27 protein-coding genes are annotated in these 20,172 nt (G+C 59.3%); 5 read left to right on the plus strand and 22 right to left on the minus strand.

Features of this window, described 5'->3' with window-relative positions; genetic code table 11:
- The 10 genes from I8N66_RS10620 to I8N66_RS10665 form a co-directional block, all read right to left on the minus strand.
- On the minus strand, positions 1-440 hold a 440-nt coding region (locus I8N66_RS10620), incomplete at its 3' end, for a hypothetical protein (protein ID WP_291153324.1).
- A complete protein-coding gene (locus I8N66_RS10625) occupies positions 437-610 on the minus strand; it encodes a hypothetical protein (protein WP_291153325.1) in 174 nt (57 codons plus the stop codon). The genes I8N66_RS10620 and I8N66_RS10625, both read right to left, overlap by 4 nt.
- Entirely contained in the window at positions 607-927 is a 321-nt protein-coding gene (locus I8N66_RS10630; protein WP_291153327.1) for a hypothetical protein, read from the minus strand. The genes I8N66_RS10625 and I8N66_RS10630 overlap by 4 nt, the downstream gene beginning before the upstream one ends.
- 4 nt (positions 928-931) lie before the next feature.
- The gene (locus I8N66_RS10635) at positions 932-1,123 is read right to left on the minus strand and encodes a hypothetical protein (protein WP_291153330.1); all 192 of its coding nucleotides are present in this window, start codon (positions 1,121-1,123) and stop codon (positions 932-934) included.
- Positions 1,124-1,197: 74 nt separating this feature from the next.
- The gene (locus I8N66_RS10640; protein ID WP_291153333.1) at positions 1,198-2,190 is read right to left on the minus strand and encodes a DUF5309 domain-containing protein; all 993 of its coding nucleotides are present in this window, start codon (positions 2,188-2,190) and stop codon (positions 1,198-1,200) included.
- A 24-nt stretch (positions 2,191-2,214) separates the two neighbouring features.
- The gene (locus I8N66_RS10645) at positions 2,215-3,192 is read right to left on the minus strand and encodes a hypothetical protein (RefSeq protein WP_291153336.1); all 978 of its coding nucleotides are present in this window, start codon (positions 3,190-3,192) and stop codon (positions 2,215-2,217) included.
- 32 nt (positions 3,193-3,224) lie between these two features.
- Positions 3,225-3,464, minus strand: coding sequence for a hypothetical protein (locus I8N66_RS10650; protein WP_291153339.1), 240 nt, complete (start codon positions 3,462-3,464; stop codon positions 3,225-3,227).
- Positions 3,461-5,518: a phage portal protein gene (locus I8N66_RS10655; RefSeq protein ID WP_291153342.1), complete on the minus strand. Its 2,058-nt coding sequence runs from the start codon at positions 5,516-5,518 to the stop codon at positions 3,461-3,463. The genes I8N66_RS10650 and I8N66_RS10655 overlap by 4 nt, the downstream gene beginning before the upstream one ends.
- A 168-nt stretch (positions 5,519-5,686) precedes the next feature.
- Positions 5,687-7,117 carry a terminase family protein gene (locus I8N66_RS10660; RefSeq protein WP_291153345.1) on the minus strand — a complete coding sequence of 477 codons (1,431 nt, stop codon included), beginning with the start codon at positions 7,115-7,117 and terminating at the stop codon, positions 5,687-5,689.
- Positions 7,053-7,526: a DUF2280 domain-containing protein gene (locus tag I8N66_RS10665; protein ID WP_291153348.1), complete on the minus strand. Its 474-nt coding sequence runs from the start codon at positions 7,524-7,526 to the stop codon at positions 7,053-7,055. Before I8N66_RS10665 ends, I8N66_RS10660 begins: the two co-directional genes overlap by 65 nt.
- Before the next feature lie 39 nt (positions 7,527-7,565).
- On the opposite strand from I8N66_RS10665, the gene I8N66_RS10670 reads away from it, so the two are divergent.
- Positions 7,566-7,895 (plus strand): hypothetical protein, encoded by a 330-nt coding sequence (locus I8N66_RS10670; RefSeq protein WP_291153351.1) that lies wholly within the window; start codon positions 7,566-7,568, stop codon positions 7,893-7,895.
- Here the strand turns inward: I8N66_RS10670 and I8N66_RS10675 are convergent, their stop codons facing one another.
- Positions 7,896-8,516 carry a putative metallopeptidase gene (locus I8N66_RS10675; protein WP_365887114.1) on the minus strand — a complete coding sequence of 207 codons (621 nt, stop codon included), beginning with the start codon at positions 8,514-8,516 and terminating at the stop codon, positions 7,896-7,898.
- Between the two features lie 88 nt (positions 8,517-8,604).
- Here I8N66_RS10675 and I8N66_RS10680 point away from each other — a divergent pair, with 88 nt between their 5' ends.
- Positions 8,605-8,802: a hypothetical protein gene (locus tag I8N66_RS10680; RefSeq protein ID WP_291153357.1), complete on the plus strand. Its 198-nt coding sequence runs from the start codon at positions 8,605-8,607 to the stop codon at positions 8,800-8,802.
- A gap of 702 nt (positions 8,803-9,504) precedes the next feature.
- On the opposite strand, the gene I8N66_RS10685 is transcribed toward I8N66_RS10680, so the two are convergent.
- The 7 genes from I8N66_RS10685 to I8N66_RS10715 form a co-directional block, all read right to left on the minus strand.
- Positions 9,505-9,987, minus strand: a complete 483-nt coding sequence (locus I8N66_RS10685; RefSeq protein WP_291153360.1) for a hypothetical protein — start codon at positions 9,985-9,987, stop codon at positions 9,505-9,507.
- Complete coding sequence (locus I8N66_RS10690) at positions 9,984-10,412, minus strand: hypothetical protein (RefSeq protein ID WP_291153362.1); 429 nt, start codon at positions 10,410-10,412, stop codon at positions 9,984-9,986. Before I8N66_RS10690 ends, I8N66_RS10685 begins: the two co-directional genes overlap by 4 nt.
- Entirely contained in the window at positions 10,409-10,843 is a 435-nt protein-coding gene (locus I8N66_RS10695) for a hypothetical protein (RefSeq protein ID WP_291153364.1), read from the minus strand. The genes I8N66_RS10690 and I8N66_RS10695 overlap by 4 nt, the downstream gene beginning before the upstream one ends.
- Before the next feature lie 61 nt (positions 10,844-10,904).
- The gene (locus I8N66_RS10700; RefSeq protein WP_291153367.1) at positions 10,905-11,345 is read right to left on the minus strand and encodes a hypothetical protein; all 441 of its coding nucleotides are present in this window, start codon (positions 11,343-11,345) and stop codon (positions 10,905-10,907) included.
- Entirely contained in the window at positions 11,342-11,659 is a 318-nt protein-coding gene (locus tag I8N66_RS10705) for a DUF6074 family protein (protein ID WP_291153370.1), read from the minus strand. Before I8N66_RS10705 ends, I8N66_RS10700 begins: the two co-directional genes overlap by 4 nt.
- A 95-nt stretch (positions 11,660-11,754) precedes the next feature.
- Positions 11,755-12,327 (minus strand): hypothetical protein, encoded by a 573-nt coding sequence (locus tag I8N66_RS10710; RefSeq protein ID WP_291153373.1) that lies wholly within the window; start codon positions 12,325-12,327, stop codon positions 11,755-11,757.
- Positions 12,328-12,925: 598 nt separating this feature from the next.
- Complete coding sequence (locus tag I8N66_RS10715) at positions 12,926-13,114, minus strand: DNA-binding protein (RefSeq protein ID WP_291153376.1); 189 nt, start codon at positions 13,112-13,114, stop codon at positions 12,926-12,928.
- 138 nt (positions 13,115-13,252) lie between these two features.
- Here I8N66_RS10715 and I8N66_RS10720 point away from each other — a divergent pair, with 138 nt between their 5' ends.
- On the plus strand, positions 13,253-13,735 hold the full coding sequence (locus tag I8N66_RS10720; protein ID WP_291153379.1) for a hypothetical protein: 483 nt from the start codon (positions 13,253-13,255) through the stop codon (positions 13,733-13,735).
- On the opposite strand, the gene I8N66_RS10725 is transcribed toward I8N66_RS10720, so the two are convergent.
- The 4 genes from I8N66_RS10725 to I8N66_RS10740 all read right to left on the minus strand — a co-directional run bounded on the left by I8N66_RS10725 (position 13,700) and on the right by I8N66_RS10740 (position 16,987).
- The gene (locus I8N66_RS10725; RefSeq protein ID WP_291153382.1) at positions 13,700-14,983 is read right to left on the minus strand and encodes an integrase arm-type DNA-binding domain-containing protein; all 1,284 of its coding nucleotides are present in this window, start codon (positions 14,981-14,983) and stop codon (positions 13,700-13,702) included. The two genes, I8N66_RS10720 and I8N66_RS10725, sit on opposite strands and share 36 nt — an antisense overlap.
- 329 nt (positions 14,984-15,312) lie before the next feature.
- Entirely contained in the window at positions 15,313-15,984 is a 672-nt protein-coding gene (locus I8N66_RS10730; protein WP_291153383.1) for a hypothetical protein, read from the minus strand.
- A gap of 383 nt (positions 15,985-16,367) precedes the next feature.
- Entirely contained in the window at positions 16,368-16,718 is a 351-nt protein-coding gene (locus tag I8N66_RS10735) for an EF-hand domain-containing protein (RefSeq protein ID WP_113536544.1), read from the minus strand.
- Positions 16,719-16,735: 17 nt separating this feature from the next.
- Complete coding sequence (locus I8N66_RS10740; protein ID WP_057248089.1) at positions 16,736-16,987, minus strand: glycine zipper 2TM domain-containing protein; 252 nt, start codon at positions 16,985-16,987, stop codon at positions 16,736-16,738.
- A gap of 545 nt (positions 16,988-17,532) precedes the next feature.
- Between I8N66_RS10740 and ampC the strand changes: the two genes are divergently transcribed.
- Together ampC and I8N66_RS10750 are read left to right on the plus strand one after the other, a co-directional pair.
- On the plus strand, positions 17,533-18,696 hold the full coding sequence (gene ampC, locus I8N66_RS10745; protein WP_291153388.1) for a class C beta-lactamase: 1,164 nt from the start codon (positions 17,533-17,535) through the stop codon (positions 18,694-18,696).
- 315 nt (positions 18,697-19,011) lie between these two features.
- Entirely contained in the window at positions 19,012-20,166 is a 1,155-nt protein-coding gene (locus I8N66_RS10750) for an alpha/beta hydrolase (RefSeq protein ID WP_291153427.1), read from the plus strand.
- Positions 20,167-20,172 lie beyond the last annotated feature (6 nt).

The following is a 20,172-nucleotide window of genomic DNA, read 5'->3' on the forward strand; positions in this document are numbered from 1 at the left end:
AGGAAAGCTGTATTAATCAGCAAACGAGATTTTATAACAGTCAAACTGAGTAACGGCGGGATCTTGCCGTAATAGGTGATGGTGAGATTGCCATCACCGAGGGGACGGACGTTGATGGTGCTGCCGACGATGGCGTACCCGGCCGGGACACCCGAGCGGCCAGCGTAGCTCTCGGTGAGCTGCTGAAGAGACACTGCACGGATCGGCAGCCCGTTGGCGTTCTTGACCTCCCTCGCCTCGAGGAAATCGGTCGGCAGCGTGCCGGCGCCATTCGTGATGGTGACAGGAGCCACGACCTCCATATCGGCAACACGAAGGAAGCGGTTCAGCTTCACCTCGGCCATGCCGACGAAGCGCGGGAAAAGGTGGGCGACGTCGTTGCGGCCGCTGTACTCGCCAGCATCGATGAGCAGCGAGGCGTAGTCGGCAATGGTGCTCATAGGGGAACCTTCCGGGCGCGCTCGGCGTCGGCAAACATGCGGGAGCGGTCTATGAGGCGAGAAATCTGCTCATTCGCTTCCCGGTGAGCCTCGGGGTTTTCCTCGGCGCTGGGCCGGCTCGCCTCGATGGCCTTCACCTTGGATCTGATGCGGTCAAATTCGACGCTCATATCCGGCCGTCCTTCGTCCTGAATGCGCGGTTGTCGCCGTCATTCAGCCAGCGCGAGACATAGCCGTCGTCGCTCTGCTGGATGGCGGGGGCAAGCTGCTCGTGAAAGATGTTGAGCGGGACCGACGCAACGCGATGCCAATCGCCTCGCCAGGCCCGCTCTGCACTATTGCGGACGGCGGCATTTTCACTCACGAGGTTCGTTACCGGATAGTCGGTGCGGTAGACGTAGCGTGCGCCATCGTACATCCGCCAGACAGACCGGCCCGTTTTCGGGTCGTATGTGACCAGCTCGAAATCACCGTCCTTGATCGCCACTGGCTTAGTCCTTCTTGACGCGAGCCAGAGCGCCGCTCTCGATGCCTTCGAGTGCCACCTCGACCGGAACCTTGATGATGGTGCCGGCGCGCTGGCGCTCGCCCTCTTCGTCCCAGAAGTCGCGTTTGATCTCGACTTCGATCAGGTTTTCCTTCGGCTTGTCGGTCTGATTGTCCTGCGGCTTGTTGTCAGCCATGTTCGTTTCTCCTGGTTGGAAATGGAAAAGGCGGCCCGAAAGCCGCCTCTACGCTCAATGATATGACGCGCCGATCAGCTCGACGCGGTGAGGCCGAAGACGTCAGCGACGACGCCGTGAGCGGCTTCGTTCGTGACCTTGAGGCAGCCCTCGCCGATCAGGACGAACTTCTCGGCGTCGCCCGTCTTCGCAACGGCCTTGTCTTCCTTGATGGAACGGAACCAGTTCCATGCCAGGTGGTCAGGGTCGAGCAGGAAGGCATTGCGGGCCACGCCGGCATCGGTCGCCTGTACGCGGTTCGGCACGATCGACACCTTGCCGAACGGGCCTTCGTAGATGTCCGCCGTGGCGACGATGGTGTTCTTGCTCTTGCCGTCGGCCGCATAGCGGAACGATGCGACGTTGGTGTCCGACATGAAGGTGACGAACACGCTCTTGACGTAGGGCGAGACTACGCCGTAACGGACGTTACCGCCCGAGTTGTAGGCCGCCTGCATCGTGCCATCGAGCAACGCCTTGGTGAACGCGCGCTGCGTCCCGTTGGTCGCGGCAACAGTCAGGCCGGAACCCGAGCTGAAACCGCCGTTGGCGCCGGTGGCACCGCGGGAGACGTTGGTCGTCAGCCAGGACGGCAGACCACCAGAGACGCGGGCGGCACCGCCCACAGAAGCGACGTTGGAGACGAGCGAGTATTCGACGTCCTTGCGCAGTTCCACACCACGCATCAGCTTCTGATATTTGCGCTTTTCCGCCTGACCGGCGTTGTCGGCCTCTTCCTGCGAGCCCGAGATGATGCCGGTCTTACGCATGATCTGCGTATAGTTGCCGACGCGGGCCGCCGGCGTCGAGGCGCCGAAGGTGTACTCATCGCCTTCCGTCTGGACGTTCGTGCCAGGAGGAGAAAGGGCGATGGTTTCCCATTCGGGGTGCGTGCCTTTGACGCTGGGATGATCGATCATGGAATAGATCGGGGTGTCTTCCGGCGTGATGCGCGACACCACGTCGGAAAGCTGCTCGCGATTGCCCTTTGCGGCAGTCGTCATGAAGGTATTAGCCAATGCGGCCATGGTCGTATTCCTTCGATAGAGGGGTTAGTCGAAGTCGATCGCCATTGCGTCTTTGATCGACCCGGTTTTCGACAACCGCTGCATCGCTTCCTTGTTCTTCCGAACCTGCTGCTGGCCGGGTGCACCGCTCGGGCGGGCCTTCGGTGTCGCCGGGGGAGCGTTGTTGACCTTCGTCAGCGCCTTCCCCTTCGCCTGCTCTGCCTGCATCCCGATCCGGGCATAGTAGGCCAGCCCGAACAGCCGGTGATCAGTGACGCCCTTCAGTTCCTGGTCGGAAAAGCCAAGCTCAAGTGCCGCCGAAAACGCCTGATCGAAGAAAGCCTTGCGGCCGTCCTCTTTCGTCGTCTGCGGGAACACCTGGGCCAGCTTCTCGCTCTCGGCTTGAAGCGTCTCCTGGGTCGCCGACGATTGAAGCTCGCCGGCTACTGCCGTGGAGTCGTTCGCCAGTTCGATGATCTGGTTGATGTTCGCCAAACCGTCGTCATACAGCGCCTTCTGGCGGGTGTACTCGGCGGGGTTCTGATACGCCAACTGACGTGGCGGCTCAGGCGGCAAACGTTCCGCCAGATAGGAAGCGATACCCTTGACCGTGTTGGCCACGCGGGTTGTCATGGTCTCAAGAGCGCGCCCTTTGTTGGCAGTCTCCTGAGTTTTGTAACGGTAGTCGCGCTCCCGCATGTACCCGAGCTTCAGCTCGGACAACGGTACCTGCTCGCCACCCTTCAGAGTGACAAGCTGGCTGTCGGCTTCGTTGGCCGCCTCGCCATTCTCGGCATCGACTGGCTCGTCGCCTTCGGCGTCGTCTGCGGTCTCGCCGGCCTCTTGACCATCCTCGATGGTCTCATCCGTCTCGCCTTCGATCCCTTCCTCGCCTTGTTCCGAGTTGGCCGGCTCGTCGTCGTAGCCTGGCTCCCAGAAGTTCAGATTGTCGGGGTTGTCGAGCTGGGTCGAGGGTTGCACGGTTTCGTTCCCAGCCGCGGCCGGGTTGACGCTCTCGCTCATGATGTTGTGCCTTTTGAGGTTTGGCCCAGGCCCTATGCCGGGGCGCCCTTCCCGTCAGCCTTGGCTTGTTCCTCGGCGAGGAACTTGAGCTTGCTGCGGAATTTCCTGATGGCCCGCGCTTCTGCCGCGAAGGCGGCGCGGGTTTCGTCGTCGGTAACCGGGGCGTTGATGCACCCGTTGATAGCTGCTGCTTCCAGATCGTCCATGACGGCGTGAAACAGCGGATTGTCGAGCATCGCGCGCGCTGCGGCTTGCTTTTCTTCCTGCGTCATCCTGGCTGCCCTCCAATCTGGGTTTGCGGGATGCGCTGACCGACAAAGGCCTGCGCCAACGCCTGCTGGCGCTTCAGTTCGATTTCCTGATCGATCTGGTAGCGCTTGATCTCGGTTTCAGCTTCGATCTTCGCCATGTCGACGCGGGTCTGTGCTTCAAGCTTCATCCGGTCGGTCTCTGCCTGAAGCTGCGCCTTCTGAACGTCGGCCTGCGCCTGCGCCTGGACCTTCTGCATTTCCGGATCTGGCTTGGCTGCATCGGCCGCCAACCGCTTCTGAAGCTGCTCGGGGTCCGGCTTCGTGAAATACAGGTCAGGAGACTTCAGGCCGGCTGCCTCGACCGTTTTCGCGATCGAGTTATAGAGGTTGTCAGGCGACACATAGGGGTTGTTGACCGGGCCTAGCGACGCGAGCAGCTTCTCCTGCAACTGCTGGACCATCTGCACCATCATCATGTCGCGCTCACGCGTGCCGGCGCCGAGACCGGTGTTGACGGTCGCGTCCATGGCAGCATTCCAATGCCGAGGGTCGAAGGTCACCCACTTACCGCGCAGACGAACCGTGCGCGGCTGATCCTGATGCTTGATGGTCAGCTTCAGAAGGCCCTGAAAAACTCGCTTCAGGCCCTGCGCAAACGTGCGAACCATCAGCTCGGTCTGGCCGATGCCAGCGGCCTCGATCATCGACGACGCTTTCGCGGTCATGTTCTGCAGAGCGTCGGGCGCCATGCCGCTCGATGCGTCGGAAATGCCTGTGCGGTCCGTCGCCTCCTGATCAAGGTAGCCCAGCATGTTGAACGACTTGTCAGCGACCATCGGCACCTGATTGTAGCCGACAGCGGCGCGAACGTCCGTGTTCTGGCTCACGCGGATAGGCTGGCCGAATTTCGGGTTGAGCACCGCCTCGGGGTTCTCGATCGTGCCTTCCTGCACGATTGGCTGAAGGTTGTTCTGCCAGTACAGGTTATCGAGCGTCTGACGCAGCAGCACCGTCTTGATGCGCTGGATTTCCGCCATGTCGTCGGTGATCGAGTTGCCTTCGCGCTGGTGCGGCCGGCGTTCCGTGATCAGGTCGGCAAACGGTACCTCGTCCCATTCCTCATTTTCGAGGAGGTTTTTCTCTGCGGTACCGCCTGCAAAGACCATACGGCGCAGCTCGGCGATTCCGTCGTCGTCAGCGTCGATCCGGACATAGAGCTCGTAGTAATCGACCTCCTGGGCTGCCTTGTCCGACTGGTCGTCGGCGTTCACGACGTCACGGCGACGGGCGGATTCCTCGGTTTCCTTGTCGTTGTCGCGGGTCGACGCCGGCAACTCGTCGATCACGGCGCGATCATAGCCCATCGCGATCAAGTCAGACCGACGCATCTTCATGCTGATGCCGGTGCAGAGGCTATCCTCGATCGACATCGCGTCGGGATGGATGAGGAATTCTTCGAGCGGTACCGCGGCGAGGCGCGTGCACCCATATACCGACGTCCTGCGGATCTTAACGTCATAGAGCGTGGTCGGCACCGGGCCTTCCGGTGTCTGGATTACCTCGATGTACTGCCCTTGCTCCAAAACATCGACGTCATCGCCGCCAACGAGCTGCACCAGCGCATTCTGATCAAGGCCGGTATGCCGGGAAACCGCGACGACACGCTTCTTGTCGTACCACCAGCGGATGACACCGTTGCGCAGCTTAAGCGCATCGTGCGCAGCATCCTGCACCGCGTCATAACCATCGCTCTCCGGAAACACGATGTAGTTGATGTAGTCGGTGGCCTGCTCGGCGCCGGCTTCGTCGCCCTGGTTCACCGGTTCGTACTCAACGACCTTGTCATTGCCGAGGATGGTCCGGATGAGCGACGGCAACACCTTCTTGATGGCAGACCGCACGTCGCGCGAGACGACTTTCGACCGGTTCGCATCGGCCGGCACGTCCCTCATCACGCCATCGTAATACTCCATCGCCTTGACGCGATCGGCTGACGACTGGTCGCGAAAGTCTTCGCAGTCCTTGACCAATTGCGTCACCTGCGAGGTGACCTGTTCGTTCGATACGGCGGGCATTAGGCGCGGTCCTTTGGCTTAACCTGCGGCACAGACACTGCCTTGCGGTTTGGGCGGGGCTTGAAAAGCGCCTCGGCCTGGGCTTTCGCTGCTCGCTTGTCGCGCGCCGGAGGGATGATTAGGCAACCGCCCGGCGACGGTGGTTTGGGAAATCCTGGCGTGCCCATGTCAAACAACTCCCTTTCGATCCGTGAAGCCCCAGCCCTTGTTGTCGGGCTTGACCTTCGCAAAGCGCTTCATCATCAGCGCGTAACGGGACGCCGAAAGCACGTCGTCCATCTCCTTGACGACCTTCCCATCCTTGCGGTGGTAGAGAAGGAACTCGTCGAACCACTCCGGACACGTCGAGAACACTTTCCAGCGCCCGGTGATCATCCGGTCGAGCATGTCCATCAGACCCGCCTCGACGCTGTTGCTGCCGTCGTCGAACGTGGCCTTTTCCGGCAGCAGGTTCAGCCCCTGCGCCTTGTATTGCGTCGCAAGGTTCTGGCCTGCCGCCGTGTCGTTGTTGCCATCGTGCGGCCATGACCATGGAAGCCAGCTGCCCCAGGCCTTGAGCGCTGCAGCGTGAACGATCGGTGTCGCCTCTCGCTGCCGGTAAACCTTCGTGACATAGATCACGTCTGCATCGCGGTCCCACGCCAGAGCGGCGCCGGCCGTCGGGTGATCCCATCCAAAGTCCATGCCGCCGATCTGGACCCAATGCTTCGGGATCTCGAACGGCGCGACCTTGATGCTCTCTTCCGTCACCGGGAAGATGCGGCCCGAGCCCAGCGCCGGGATGCCCTTCGTGCGTGCCTCGCGCTCGTGCGCCGGATAGCTGGCGATGATCTTTGCCCGCTCCTCCGGCGTGTAATGCTCGGCGTCGTCGATCGTCATCGTGGTGACGTTGCGGTCTACGGCGCCGGGATCGTCCCCAGGCTTGATGTAGCGTCGTACCACTTCGCTCATCCCCTGCAACGGCGTGAACGTGACCGCGATTAGGCCACCCGTCGCATTGGTGCGGGTGATGCCCTCGAAATAGACGGCTTGCGGCGGCTCTTCATCGAACCAGACGTAATTGACCGTGTTGGCCTGCCACTTCGACCGGCCTTGCTCGTAGGCCTTGAAGAGCAGTGTCGAGACGCCACCCGACTTATGCCGAACCGTAACGCTATCAAGCGCACCAGATACGCCTGAGCGCTTGGTGGTCGCGACAATGGCCTTTTTCGGAACATACCCGGTTCCCCAATCCTCGGGGTTCATCGGCGGCCCGATCATGAGCCGCTGCACGCCATCGCGCGTCAGTTCGTACGATTCGGAACCGGCAAGCATGACGATCGGCCCGGAGAACCGATATCCTTGCCACCAGTCCGGATATTCCCCTGTGAGGTGCATCGCCGCTTCGGCAGCGCCCGCCAGCGTCTTGCCGAGCTGGTTGCCGGCCATGAATAGCCGCTCTCGGTAGGCGGCGCCTGCGAGGTGGAACTCGCGCTGCTTCTTATAGGGGCTATAGGAACCGAGCCGGTTTGCTCGTTGCCGCCGCTCTAGCTCCTCAAGAAGCTGCACCGCCTCCAATTTTTCCGAGTAACTCAGCGAGCCGAGCGCCGATAGATTCATCCGTCATGCCCTCGAACTTGTTCGTAACCTCGCGCCGGTTCGTGTAGCTGTCGCCAACTTCCTTAGCGGCCTGCTCCATCAGCGAAGCCGCCAGCACCATGTTGCCCGAGGTTTCGGCCTTCTCTGCCATGCGCTGAAGAGCGCGCAGACGAACGGCGCGATGGCTGATCGCAATCGAGGCGGTATCCTCAAGGAAGGCCTTGCGGGTTTCTTCGAACAGGACGCGCCACTTTGGCGCCAGACCTGAAGCTGCCTTCTTGTTCGGGTCGTGGCTCTCGACCAGCTGCCGGCTCACATCGAGGCCGAAATCCTTCTTGACTGCGGATGCCACGACCGACGGGCTGTCGAAGCATGCCAGAGCCTGCACGATGTAGGTTTTCACCTCGTCCGTTAGCTTTCCTTTAGCCATTGATCGTCAAAGTCCGGTCAAATCTTAAGGAGATACTTGATGACTTCAGGCATGCAGGCTCTCAATGACTTTGTAGACACGCACGGGATCGAACGCAGTTCGACGGGACGATGCACCTTTGACGCTGATGTCGACTTTGTGGGTGACCACAATCGAGCCGTCGAAGAAACCGAAGTCACCATCAGCTTTCATACGGGAGACCGAAACCAAGTGCGCATGACACCGAAAGGCGATCTAACCCTAAAGTTCTTCCACATGGATTTCGCCGATGGGCCGCAGGAATTCCAGTTTGATGGCCAGATCCTTACAATCACCGGCAACTCACAGAAGATGGATAACTATAAGGTGACCGTGCAGCCGGCTCGGTAGCTAAGCAACTCGGAGCTGGCAGGTACCGCATGCATGCGCGATCTGCACTCTGGCGATCTCGGGTTTCTGGTTGGCTGCATCGACCATGGCGCGGACGCCTGCAGCATCTGCCCCATAGCGTCTGACCACACCGACGAACTCCTCGACGTCGTGTCCGCGAATGACGAACACCGGGCGTCCGGTCGCCTTGCTGAACTTCGGGGCGCCGAATGCATCGACGTCCTGGGCGGCGTGATAGAGCTCGTGCTCGACCAGCGCCATGAACTCGGCGTCTCCGCACTCTCGGCAGTAGTCAGCATCCAACGTGATGATGAAATCCGGGACGTGGCCGAACCACTGCTTCACCTGCATCTCTGCCCGGGCGCGAGACCACTTGCCCATTGTGCCCTGTGGCGACCCTGTCTCGCACTGGCCGATGACACGGCGGCCCTTCTTGCAGTTGCCGACTGTGGTCCAGAGGTAGCCGATATCAGCAAATCTAAGGTGGACATGATCCGGGTTGTGAACCGGCGACGCGGGATCGAGGAACGTTCCCTCTACCCAGTTTGGCATGTCCTCAGCCGGGGCGAAGCTCGGCGAGCAGATGTCGTCAAACATCGTTGCTGGCGGTTGCGGACGCATTAAATCACCTTGCCTCCGGACAACGCCTGCGCGAACTTCTGATTTCGTCCGCTTCAGGACGAGCAGCGGCTAACCTGCGGAGAAGAGAATGAAACTGGTACAGTTCACATATGCCTCAAACAACAATCTACCCGTGTACATCAACCCCGAACAAGTCGTTGCGGTTAAAGCGACGACCAACAGCACGCTAATTCATGTCGCAGTGGCTGCGGATGGCGGTGGGGTTGCCTATTTCCCCGTCCGAGAGACGTTGGCAGAAGTCGTTGGGCTGCTTCAGCAGGATTAAGCGTAACGCAACATCGGGGAACCGGGCCAGAGGTCCGGCTCCCTGTTCAGGCAAAATCTGGTAACGATGGGAGCGATGCCCCCCAGGGAGACACGAATGGCTGAGAACGATAGCGAGAGACCCGCTGAGCCTGCCAAAAAGCCGCCCTACTCGTACGGCGAGCCGTTACCGCAAGGGCACGATTGGATCGGGGTAATCTACAGGTTCTTGATCGCTCTCAAATCTGCCTTCCCGAGAAAGAGGAAGTGAGCTGGCGAGCTACCAGGCTGCTCTACTCCGACGAAAACCCTGAATTTCTACTGAATGTTGAAGTTCTAATACTCGCCGAACGACGTAAGAACGCCCCGTGTACGAAAGAGGATTTCTAACCCTTTCGGATTATTGCGAATTTGACAACCGTCAGGTCCTAAACTCGTCGCGTAACGGTTGAGAATTGGGCGATTTAGCCGCCGATTAGCACTAGAACGATGCGAGAACGACGGATGCTACGAAGCTGGATACTTCAACCCAATAGATTTACGGGCTTTGAGCTTCCAGGTCGAATTGAAGGCGACCACCCTGCGCTTAGACAGCGGTCAGGCCTCCAAACGTAAAAACCCGCCTTTCGGGCGGGTAGTTGGCAGCGTCCGGTCACAGTTCTGACGTTGGAAAGACTCTACCGGGGTTTCGCGTCGAAAGTCAATTCGTTTCGAGACCGAAACATTACTTATACCCAAAGCACTTGGCGCATGCGACCAGATCCTGTTCCAGCACAGGCGCCACGTCCCGCTCGCTGATCTCGAACTTGAGACCGATCTGTTTGGCGGTCAGGCCTTGAGCGCAATAGGCGGTCAAACGCGCGGATACGAGCGCTCCGAGGACGGACGCAGCCCCCTTCAACTCCTCCATCGCTTCGAGACGTGTTTCAGGGATACCCTTCCAGCCGGCGCCGATGGCTCCGTTGAGGTCTGGAGAGGATGCCGAGGCGGTCCCGGCCTGCTCCCATAGCCGGGCGTAGTGCGAACCGGCGTGATAGAGGTACATGCCCGGCCCTCCCCGACCGTATCGCCACTCGAATGTACCTGGCAGCGCCCGTACGCTCTGCTTCGTCGTCCGGTTCGACGACACGCGCACGGATACCTTGCTGACCTTCGTTCCGTCGAAGCCGGGGTTACGCAACTTCTTTGCCGCTGACGTCTGCTTCAAATCTTGAAATCCTTCAGCTTATCCATGATCTCGGTTTTCGCCGGTCGCTGGCGGGCGTTGCCTTTGCCATCGGCACGATTGGCGTAGCGTGACTGCGCGCCGAATGTCAGTTCCCGGCAGGTAAAGCCCTTCGCCCTCAAATTCCTGACCTCTACGCGGCACTCACTCTCGTCGAGGTGATGTTTGAACAGCTCACATCTGCCGTTCTCAAGCCGGTTTATTCGCCAGTTCAGATGCGTCATGTCCGGAATGCGATAGAACTCGTAGCTGACTATTACGGGCTTCGGTCGGAAGTTGAGCTTGATTTGCGGGGCCGCCTTCTGACGTTCAGTCTGCTTCTCCAGCCGTTCTATGTTGTCCCTGCCAAGCAGGTTCTGCATCCAGCGTCGCTGTGTGGCTTCGTCGGCCTCTTCGAAATGGCTCATGCCTCACCTCGCGCAGCTTTCTCGGCGAGATACGTTGCAACATCGACTTTCCGCACTTCGGATGCGGCTCCGAAGGTCCCGAGCTTGTAGTCGCGGTAGGCTCGTTCGCCCACCGGGTCGAATGTCTTCGCGGCAACCGCTCGCACCCAGCCCGGGGCCTTAGCCGCATTCACCTTCATGCGGTGTTCCTGCTTGGCCGTCATCTTGTCCTTGCGCTTCTCCTTCTTCGACTTCGGACGCTGGGGTTTGCCCCAAAGGACCTTCTTGTTGCCCTTCGGTCGAGCTGGCGCGTGGGCGTCATTGTCGAGGCGATCGAGCGCCTTCCATGCTGCGGCGTTGGTATCGAACGGGCCTTCGACAAGCTTTCCGCGCTGGTCGACGACCTCATACTGGCCGTCGTCGTTGCGGCTGACGTTGAGGATTCTGGTCATTGGCTCGCCTCACTCAGACGGCGGCGAAGTTTCCAGCGGACAATCAAGATTCTGATAGCAATCATGCTGCGCCTCCTTCGGCACGAGGTGTCTTGAAGTGATGAGGTAGAAGCCGGTGGATCTTGCGCTCTGCTGCGGCTCGCTTCTTGGCCGCAAACCTCTCGATACGCCGGTACATTTCGGCTTCGATCGCGTCGTCCGTTTCGACGCCGACGGCAAAGAGCCTGTCACGCAGCGCGATCATGCTCTCCTTTGACGGGCCTGCGGCTATAACCGTGACGCGGTCGAGCCTGCTGTCGTTCCCCGCCGACGTGTACGTCTTCGGCATCACCCTATCGATTTGATGGACGAGGAAGATTTCCGACGGGCGGCAGTTATCCCAGCCACCGCCGCGCCTAGCGAAGTTTTCGAGGTGCTGTGGCATCGGCTCGAAGTAGGGGCCGTAGGGTTGATTGAATGCCAACACCCACTGGTCAGGCTTGATGACGACGACGGCGCTCATGCGGCACCTCCCGTGGGGTGATCGCCGCTCCAGCCATACGACTGACGGGCAATCTCACGCTCGACCGCCAACCAAAAACCACCGATTTCTTCATTAATGGCAGTGTCTTTGAGGCCGATTTTCGAAAGGCTGATTTCAAGAGCTTCCGTAACGACCGACCGGTAATGAGCCGCAGATTTTTCGGTCGGCTTGTCGAGCAATTTTTCAGCCACGTCTCTAATTTTCCCGATCCGATGTATCAACGGATAAGCGATGAGCTTGCATTCGGGACGCCAGTCGAACAGGGGAAGGATCCGGTTGTCATTCGACGCCATCAGGTATCCCCTCCCAAACTATATATAGCACTTGGGAAAGTCCAAATTGGTTGAACCGTTGTTTTCATTGAGGTTTTTTTCATGGAGTAACCTCATCATGCCGTTCGAATTTGGGGTTTACCAAGCGGACGGACTTGGGGATTACCAAGTGAGCTTTTTCTTTTCCGGCCTATTTTTGCCCGAGCCTCAGCCTTTTGCTTCCGCACGCTTTCTGACCAAAGCTTGGCCTCGGCTTGAGTGAATTTCTTCCACTCGTTTGTTGAAGGAAGCCCCTCATGAGTGCCATCGAATGTTATCGTGTAGACCGTTGGATGCGCTGTACCGTTGCCGGCGCGCCCCTTACGCATCTTGACCAAGCCCTTGTATTCGAGCTCATCGAGAGAATCGGCTACGAAGTCGCAAGTGACGCCGAACTCAATGAACTGATCGTGGGTCACGATCAGATTTCCGTTCATCCGCCGCCCATGGCTAATATGTTCAATGATCAAACGGTCGAGCGACTTGCGTGCGTTGACTGAGAGCGTTCTCCAGGATGCCGATTCTAGAAGGTCGCGTGTTATGGCCATCCAACCGCCCTGATCGTTCGGCGGCAGCGTATTCTTGGAAACCATGCTTTGACGTTTGCCGCGTTCCGTGCGGCTCTTATCGCGCGGGTTGAATTCAGCCATTAGCGTTCCCCCCTGCCGGCACGAATGTCTTGAGCTGCTTTACAAGCCTCGCAGGCCTGCAGAGCGCTCAATTCGAATTTCGTCTTAATGAAATGGACGACGTGCGATGGCACGGGGTTTTGTTCAGAGAGCCACCCTGCGGCGGCCCCCACTTTCTCTTCTTGGGCAACTCCAATCATGCGGCGCGCCCTTTTTCATCGAGGACGACCAAGTCTGAACGGAGGAAGTATCTGGCGTGGGAGCCAGGGAAAGGCCCCGCGTGCAACTCGTGAACGGTCTCGATGGCGATCCCGTACCCTCGAAGCTTAAAAATGTAGTGGGAAACCCGTGGGGCTGGGTTGTCGATGCTCGTGCATCCGACCTTCCCCGACTTCATCAACTCCTTGAGCATCCAGGCATCTCGGCCAATAACCGTGATTGGGAGCCCTAGCGGCGCTCCTTTGTCCATGATCTGGACGCGCATGGTGTACTGTGCTTTACCTACTTTCGTCATCGGCGGTCCTTATCGCTGGTGAGGAGGGGCCGTGGAAAACGGCTTTCAATCGAGCAGCGTGGGTGCGGTCGCCAAACTCAGCCCATGCTGCTTTTCTATTTCGGCTCATGCCGACACCTTGGCGCGCTCGCGCTCCCAAGCAGTCAAATCTTCCTCTTTGAAAAACTTTCGGCGGTTGACGACCATGGGCTTAGGGAAGCCAAGGGCTTCGTTCCTCTGCCAGCGAAAGAGCGTCATTTCCGATATCGAATAGCGCGTCATCACCTGCGCACTTGTCAGGTAACTTCTTTGCATATAATGGAACCTCCATCACTTCAGTTACTGATGGGTATTGATACCATGAATCGCCACCGAATCGCAATGGCATCAATGGCCTATCTGCTTGTGGTCAGTGGTTCTTTGGACTACTTGGGGAAAACGGGGAGTAACTAAATGGCCGGCGATGAACTGAAGACAATCAAGTTTCAGATGATGCTTTCAGAATCGGAAGCCGCAGCTCTTGACGATTGGGGATTCGCGAACCGGATCAAATCAAGAGCCGAGGTAATCAGGCGGCTGTGCCAGATCGGACTTCTAGCCGTCGAGGAGACACACAACCTCCGCCGCAATAAGAATGCAACCGTCGACGAGATGATAGCGTTTCTCGAAAGGTCTGACGCTGCGCAAAGACGCGGCGAAGCGATCGACCCGAATGACGTCGGACTCGTAAAGTTCGCGTTTGCGGTTGCCCAAGCCGCAGTTCATGCTGGCGGCGTTGCTGACATCGTCGACGCATTGAGCAAAGGAAGCGACCTGGAAAGCGCGGTTGCGGCGGCCGATGAAGAGAAGAAAAAGCTCAGAGCGAAGTTGGCAGAAGATCAGCGGGACTTTGCCGAGATGCTAATCGACTTCCCTGACAAAACCGCCAACGAATGAGCACCAGCCGCTAAGTGCCTGCCTTTTCTCCTGCAGATACTCATAGCGATTATAAATTTTCGCCACGCCTTTAATCGTTCCGCTTTGATGGTTCAGCACCGCCTCGACAACGTGCACCGGGATCCCTAGCCTGGCCATGCCACTAGCAGCAGTGCGGCGCAAATCGTGCAGCGTCCACCCATCCAGCTTCACGTCTTCAGGTTTCAGCCCAGCGGCTGCGGCCTCCTTATGGGCTATCGCCAACATCTCGCGATCGATCGCCTTCTTACCTCTCGAAAAGCCACTGACAGCGGTCTCTCCGGTCGTTGAGAACAAGTACGTTTCGCCGATCTTTGGCAATCCAGCGATCACATCCAGTACGAGCGAAGTCAGAGGGACGAGATGCTCCTTCCCGTTCTTGGAGCGCTCCGGCGGGATAGTCCAGAGTTGATCATTGCCGGTAAGTTCGAACTCGGCCCTGGGAGCATGCGCGACCTCGTTACGACGCTGCGCCGTCAGCAGCAACAATTTGACGAGTGGACCGAAGGGCCATCCGACCTTTTCGCAGGCGAGCCACACCAGCCTGATCTCCCGGTCTGTCAGAACGCGTTCCCGACTGGCGCCCTGCTTGGCTGTCGAGCCCTTGGGAACGGGCGAAGCGTCCACAATGTCACGATCAACAGCCCAATTGAAAAACTTGCTTAGAATGGCGCGCACCCGCGACGCTGATTCCGGGGCTCCTGAGTCCGCGATATCATCCAGCAGCTTCACGACGTCGCGCTTGGTGATTGTCCGGATGTCTCTGTCCTTCCACTCGGGTCGAATGCGCTTGTCGATAAACGAGATGGTATTTGTCTGTGTGCTCTCGCGGTTCTTCTTCTTCACGTGACGCTTTACAAACTCGTCGAGAACGTCACCTACAAGATCCACGTTCACCGGCTCTGGCGCCTGGGCCCTCTCCTCCTCGCGCACCTCGGCAGGGTCTCTTCCGTCCGAGACAATGCGAGATGCTTCCTGGGCCTTTTCCCTGGCCTTCGCTAGCGTGAAGGTCGCGTCTTCGCCGAGCACGAATGGCCCGATGGTCAATTTACGCGGCCGACCAATATGGCGATACCGGAAAGCCCAACTCATCGCGCCACTGGGCTGGACAACAAGATAAAGCCCAGGTTGCCCGGCGTCGGGAATTTCGGTCCTGACGCTGTAGCCCTTGGCTGCGGCCGACTTTGCGATTGCTTCGAGTTTCTTCTGGTTCAGAACCGACTTTGCCATCGGAGCTTTCTTTAGGGTAACAAGGGGTAACAGAATTCGGTGACTGGCACTGATAGGAAGTGGTGTTATCACACCCCGTCAAACACAACCAAGCCCCTGATTTGCAAGGCGCACAAGAAAAATTAATGATTGACACTGACTGCTAGTGAAAGGATGTTTCACATCATTCGTAATGATGGGGTCACGTGTTCGAGTCACGTAAGCGGCACCATTCTCCTCCGGAAATCAGTATTGAAAGTGTCGGCTTGGCATCGTTCCAGCCTACTGTATCCCTGCCTGCTGGACGACACTGCAACGTCAGCCGCCCGCCGATTCTTCCCGGAACAGCACTATGCCGCGCGGATCGTCCACCCATATTTCGGGTCCGACACGGCTCCAGGCGCGTCCACGCCAGCCAACGTAATTTCCAGGCCTTGCGCACTCGGCAGTTGACGCTTTTGCGGAAACCATGACCGGCTTGGTTCGACGGCGATCAGCAGCCCCTCATCATTACCGATCGCGGCAAAACCGGACGAGGCCGGTCCGAGCGTTGCCATCCCGAACGCCCTGAGGCACTCGGCAACGAGGCTCCCGACATCTTCCGTCGGCAGCCCGACCTCGCTCAGGCAGGATAAATCAGCCCCGCTGAACGGTCGATCCCCTGCGGGGTCGGCCAGCCTGCGACGGCCGATCAACTCCAGCACCGAGCGATCGGGACCGTCGAAGTAGACAGACTTTGCCTGCCAATGTCCGTCAAGAACGAAGCACTCCCTACCGTCCGGTTCCCGCTGGACAGGCGTACGCTCCTTCAGCCATTCCACTGCGGCATCAAACCGATCATAGGGCACATTGAAAGCCAGGTGCACGCCGCACGGCGCCTCTTCCGCCGCAGAGATCAGACGGATTTCACTCCACCCCGCCTGGATGGAATTCCCGGTTACCGGCAGGTCCAGCACGTCACGAAAGAACGCGGCGCTCTTCAAGATATCCAATGCAGGGAGTGTCAGTTTATCTATGCGCATGAAATCCGATCCCCATCGAAGCGATTTGGCTGTATCGGACACCGTTTTAAGTTGAGGTCAAGACGCGCGTGACGCCAATTCACCACGGCCGACAGGGGGCCTCGTCGATATGGGGGCGCGAAGTTGAGACTGGGGAGGAGTTGAATTGGCAGGCATGCCGTGACGAAAGCCATCAAGCCGGCGCACCACAATGGCGGTGGCCCGGCCTGGTATCGTGATCGAGCCGATCCCGTTGGACCAACCTCCGCAGTCTCCCTTCGGCAACTCAGCGCGCATGCTAACGTTAGGTGACCAGTAGTCGACCGGTCACCTAACGCGCCAAGGTTCTGTCACCAGACACGGGTCCGCGGACGTCGCCGCAGACCCGCCTCCGCCCCGGAGAATCACTTCAGATTGCCGTCGCCGCTGCGATCCGCCGTTTTGAAGTCCGCCATCACCCGGTCCAGAAATTCGGCCCGGGTGATCTTGCCGTCGCTATTGGCATCGGTGGCGGCAAACTGCTGAGCAGTGAGCGCCTGTTTCGTCTCGTCGGGGGTAAGGTTACCGTCCTTGTTCTTGTCCAGGCTCGCAAAGGCCGTCGTCATGAAGGCCTCGTACTCGGACCGATCGACCGCACCGTCCTTATTGCGGTCGAGCGCATCCATCTGCCCCTGGCTCACCGTTGCAGCCTGCTGCGCGACAGCGAGACCAGCCGGGCAGAACACAAGGACACTCAAAAGAACGAGTTTTCTCATCCCTCAACCTTCCGTGATCAATAGTAACGGCACGTCAGCGCATTGCCGGCTGCAGCGCCGAGCGTGGCGCCACCGCCAACAGCCCAGAGCTGACCGGTGCCTGAGCCGATCGTCGAGCCGATCAGGCCGCCGACGATTGCGCCACCCACCGTTCCGGCGATGCAGCCGAATTCGTTGCCCGTCGGGCCGCTCTTCGATACGTAGGCGGATTGGCACCCGGACAAGGCTAGGGCGCCGGCAAGAATGATAGTTACGGTCTGCTTGCTCATTTTATCCTCCAATATGGCCGTCTGTTTAGAATAGAGATCGGGCGGAGGCGCCATTGAGTGGCGTCAGATGTAAATAAGCTTCCGAGTATGCTCCCAGGATAAGGGAGGCTCTTCTGTTCAATCAGAAGCAGCTCACGAATAAAACACAGAGTCCGGAGACAAAGACCCCAAACTTGCGGGGCGAATACTACCCTTAGCGACCGGCGATGACAATGTTCCACGTAGTATTAGCTTTTCCAACTGAAATAACCCTCACCCTCGTCGACCACGTGCGCCAAAGGACGGAAATCCCTGTCCCTAGATTTTTTTGGGTCTCCCGCGAATTATCATCGTTTGCGACAAGGCAAGCGGCAGCCTAGGTCTGGCTCGCCCCCGGGCACAGCTCCTTGCATTTACCCGAAGCTCACCGAGCGACCTGTCGGACGAAAGGCACGCTCAACGGGAACCGATGCGGCTATCCGTCGCTGTTTGGGCCTGACGACCCATTTCCGGGCCCAGCCAGCGGCTCACTCGCCGCACAAGAAAGAAAAGATCGAGTGGATAGAATGACGATAACAAAATTAGGCCTTGCTACTACAATCCTCTTTTCGCTTGCCACGACCGCCTTCGCCGAGAACGACGAGCAGGCCCGGATTACTGCCGCCGTGGACAAGGCCATCGAGCCGATCATGCGCGAATACAAGGTGCCGGGCGTCGCGATCGCGGTCACCGTCAATGGCCGGAATTACTTCGCCAATTACGGCGTCGCGTCCAAGGAAACGAAAGCACCCGTCACCGAAAACACGCTGTTCGAACTGGGTTCGATCAGCAAGACCTTTGCCGGCACGCTCGCATCCTATGCGCAGGTGCTCGGCAAGCTGTCCCTCGAGGACCATCCGGGCAAGTACGTGCCAGGCCTTGGCGGCAGCGCGATCGACAAGGCGACCCTCCTCAATCTCGCCACCTATACTGCCGGCGGCCTGCCGCTGCAGTTCCCCGACGCGGTCAAGAGCGACGCCGACATGGTGGCTTACTTCCGTGATTGGAAGCCCGCCGCCGAACCGGGGAAGAGGCGCCGTTACTCCAATCCGAGCATCGGCCTCTTCGGCCATGTCGCGGGCCTGGCGATGGGCAGCAGTTTCGCCACGGCGCTCGAGACCGTGCTGTTCCCGAAGCTCAACCTCAAGCACAGCTATGTCATCGTGCCGGCGCGCGCGATGAACGACTACGCCTGGGGCTACGGCAAGGCTGACAAGCCGATCCGGGTAAGCCCAGGCATGTTCGACGCGGAAGCGTACGGCGTCAAATCGTCAGCGGCAGACATGATCCGCTTCGTCGAGGCCAACATCAGGCCCGAACAGTTCGACGACACCGTTCGCCGCGCCATAGAAGGAACGCATGTCGGCTACTTCGACACCAAGAAAATGGTCCAGGGGCTCGGTTGGGAACAATATCCCTATCCGGTTTCGCTGGAGCGGGTGCTCGACGGCAACTCCCGTGCCATGGCACTCGAGGCCAACCCGGTTACGGCCTTGATCCCCCCGAAGCGTCCGGCGGGCGCGACGCTTTACAACAAGACCGGATCCACCAACGGCTTTGGCGGATACGTCGCCTTCGTGCCGCAAAAGAAGATCGGCGTCGTGTTGCTTGCCAACCGCAGCTTCCCGAATCCCGAGCGGATCAAGGCGGCGCATGCGATCCTGGAAACGCTGGCTGCCGCGTCCGAATAGGCAGGCGGAGCCTTCGATAAAGACGACCCCCGTGTTGCGGCAGGCTCGCCACGGGGGAATCTGCGTTCATCAACAACTCTGTAGCGAAACTTCAATAAGCGCGCGCTTGCATATTAACGCCGAGTGTTGTCATCTTCGTTTCGCGAAAGCGCGATCAGATGCAGTCGAGTTCAGGCGTATGTGGGGATGCCGATGTTCGAGCGGGTGGGGTTTCAAAGTTCGTTGCGGCACAAATGCGCAGACAGGGGACGAATAGTGTTCGTGCTGGCGGCCTTGGCGCTGGTGTCCGGCTGCGGTGGCCATGCGAAAGGCGTGATGGCGCCCATTGCACTCACAGCTCCGGTCCCGGGCGCATCCACAGTCGACATGCTGGTCGCCACGACGCGCGAACCCTCAGGTGACCCGGCAACGCTGTTTTCCGGCGAACGTGACGCCAATACCTTCCTGACCGACGTCGCAGTCTCGATCCCGCCGGACACGGCGCGCAAATCTGGCACCGTGCAGTGGCCGCGCAAGCTGCCCCCGGATCCCACCAAGGAATTCGCCGTCACCCGTGTGCGTCAGCTCCAGACACTCGATGAGGCCAAGTCCTGGTTCCTACAGCACGACGTCGAGGGCAATGCCTTCGTCTTCGTGCACGGATTCAACAACCGCTACGAGGATTCGGTCTACCGGCTCGCGCAGATCGTCCACGACTCGGACGTCAAGGCGACGCCCGTTCTCTTCACCTGGCCTTCGCGCGCCAATGTGTTCGACTACAACTACGACAAGGAAAGCACGAACTATTCGCGCACGGCGCTGGAAGACATCCTGAAGAAGCTCTCCGACGCGCCGAAGGTCAAGAGCATTACCATCCTTGCCCACTCGATGGGGACCTGGCTGACCATGGAGACGCTTCGGCAAATGGGCATCCGTGATGGCAACGTGCCCGCCAAGATCGAGAACGTCATCCTCGCGTCGCCCGACATCGACCTCGACGTCTTCGCCAAGCAGTTCGTCGAGATGGGCCACAAGCGGCCCAAATTCACGATCTTCGTTTCGCAGGACGACCGCGCGCTGGCGCTTTCCAGCTTCATTTCCGGCGACGTTTCCCGCCTCGGAGCGATCGATCCTTCTGCCGAGCCCTACCGCAGCCAGCTGGAACGGGCCGGCATCACCGCAATCGACCTGACCAAGGTCAAATCGGAGGATGGCCTCCACCACGGAAAATTCGCGGAAAGCCCGCAAATCGTCCAGCTCATTGGCACACGGTTGGCTACGGGCCAGACACTCACGGACTCCGACATCTCGGTTGGAACCGGCATTGCGGCAGTCGTTGCCGGCACGGCAAGAAACGTCGGCAATGTTGCTGCAGTCACCGTATCGGCGCCGGTATCGATGCTCGAAAACCCGATGCCGACCCCCAAGAAGAAGAAAGTCGTCGGCGAAACGCTGGCGACCGACGTGCCGACGCCGGTGAAGATCAAGTAAGCGGCC

Source organism: Ensifer sp. SSB1 (assembly GCF_016652895.1).
Classification (GTDB): Bacteria; Pseudomonadota; Alphaproteobacteria; order Rhizobiales; family Rhizobiaceae; genus Ensifer.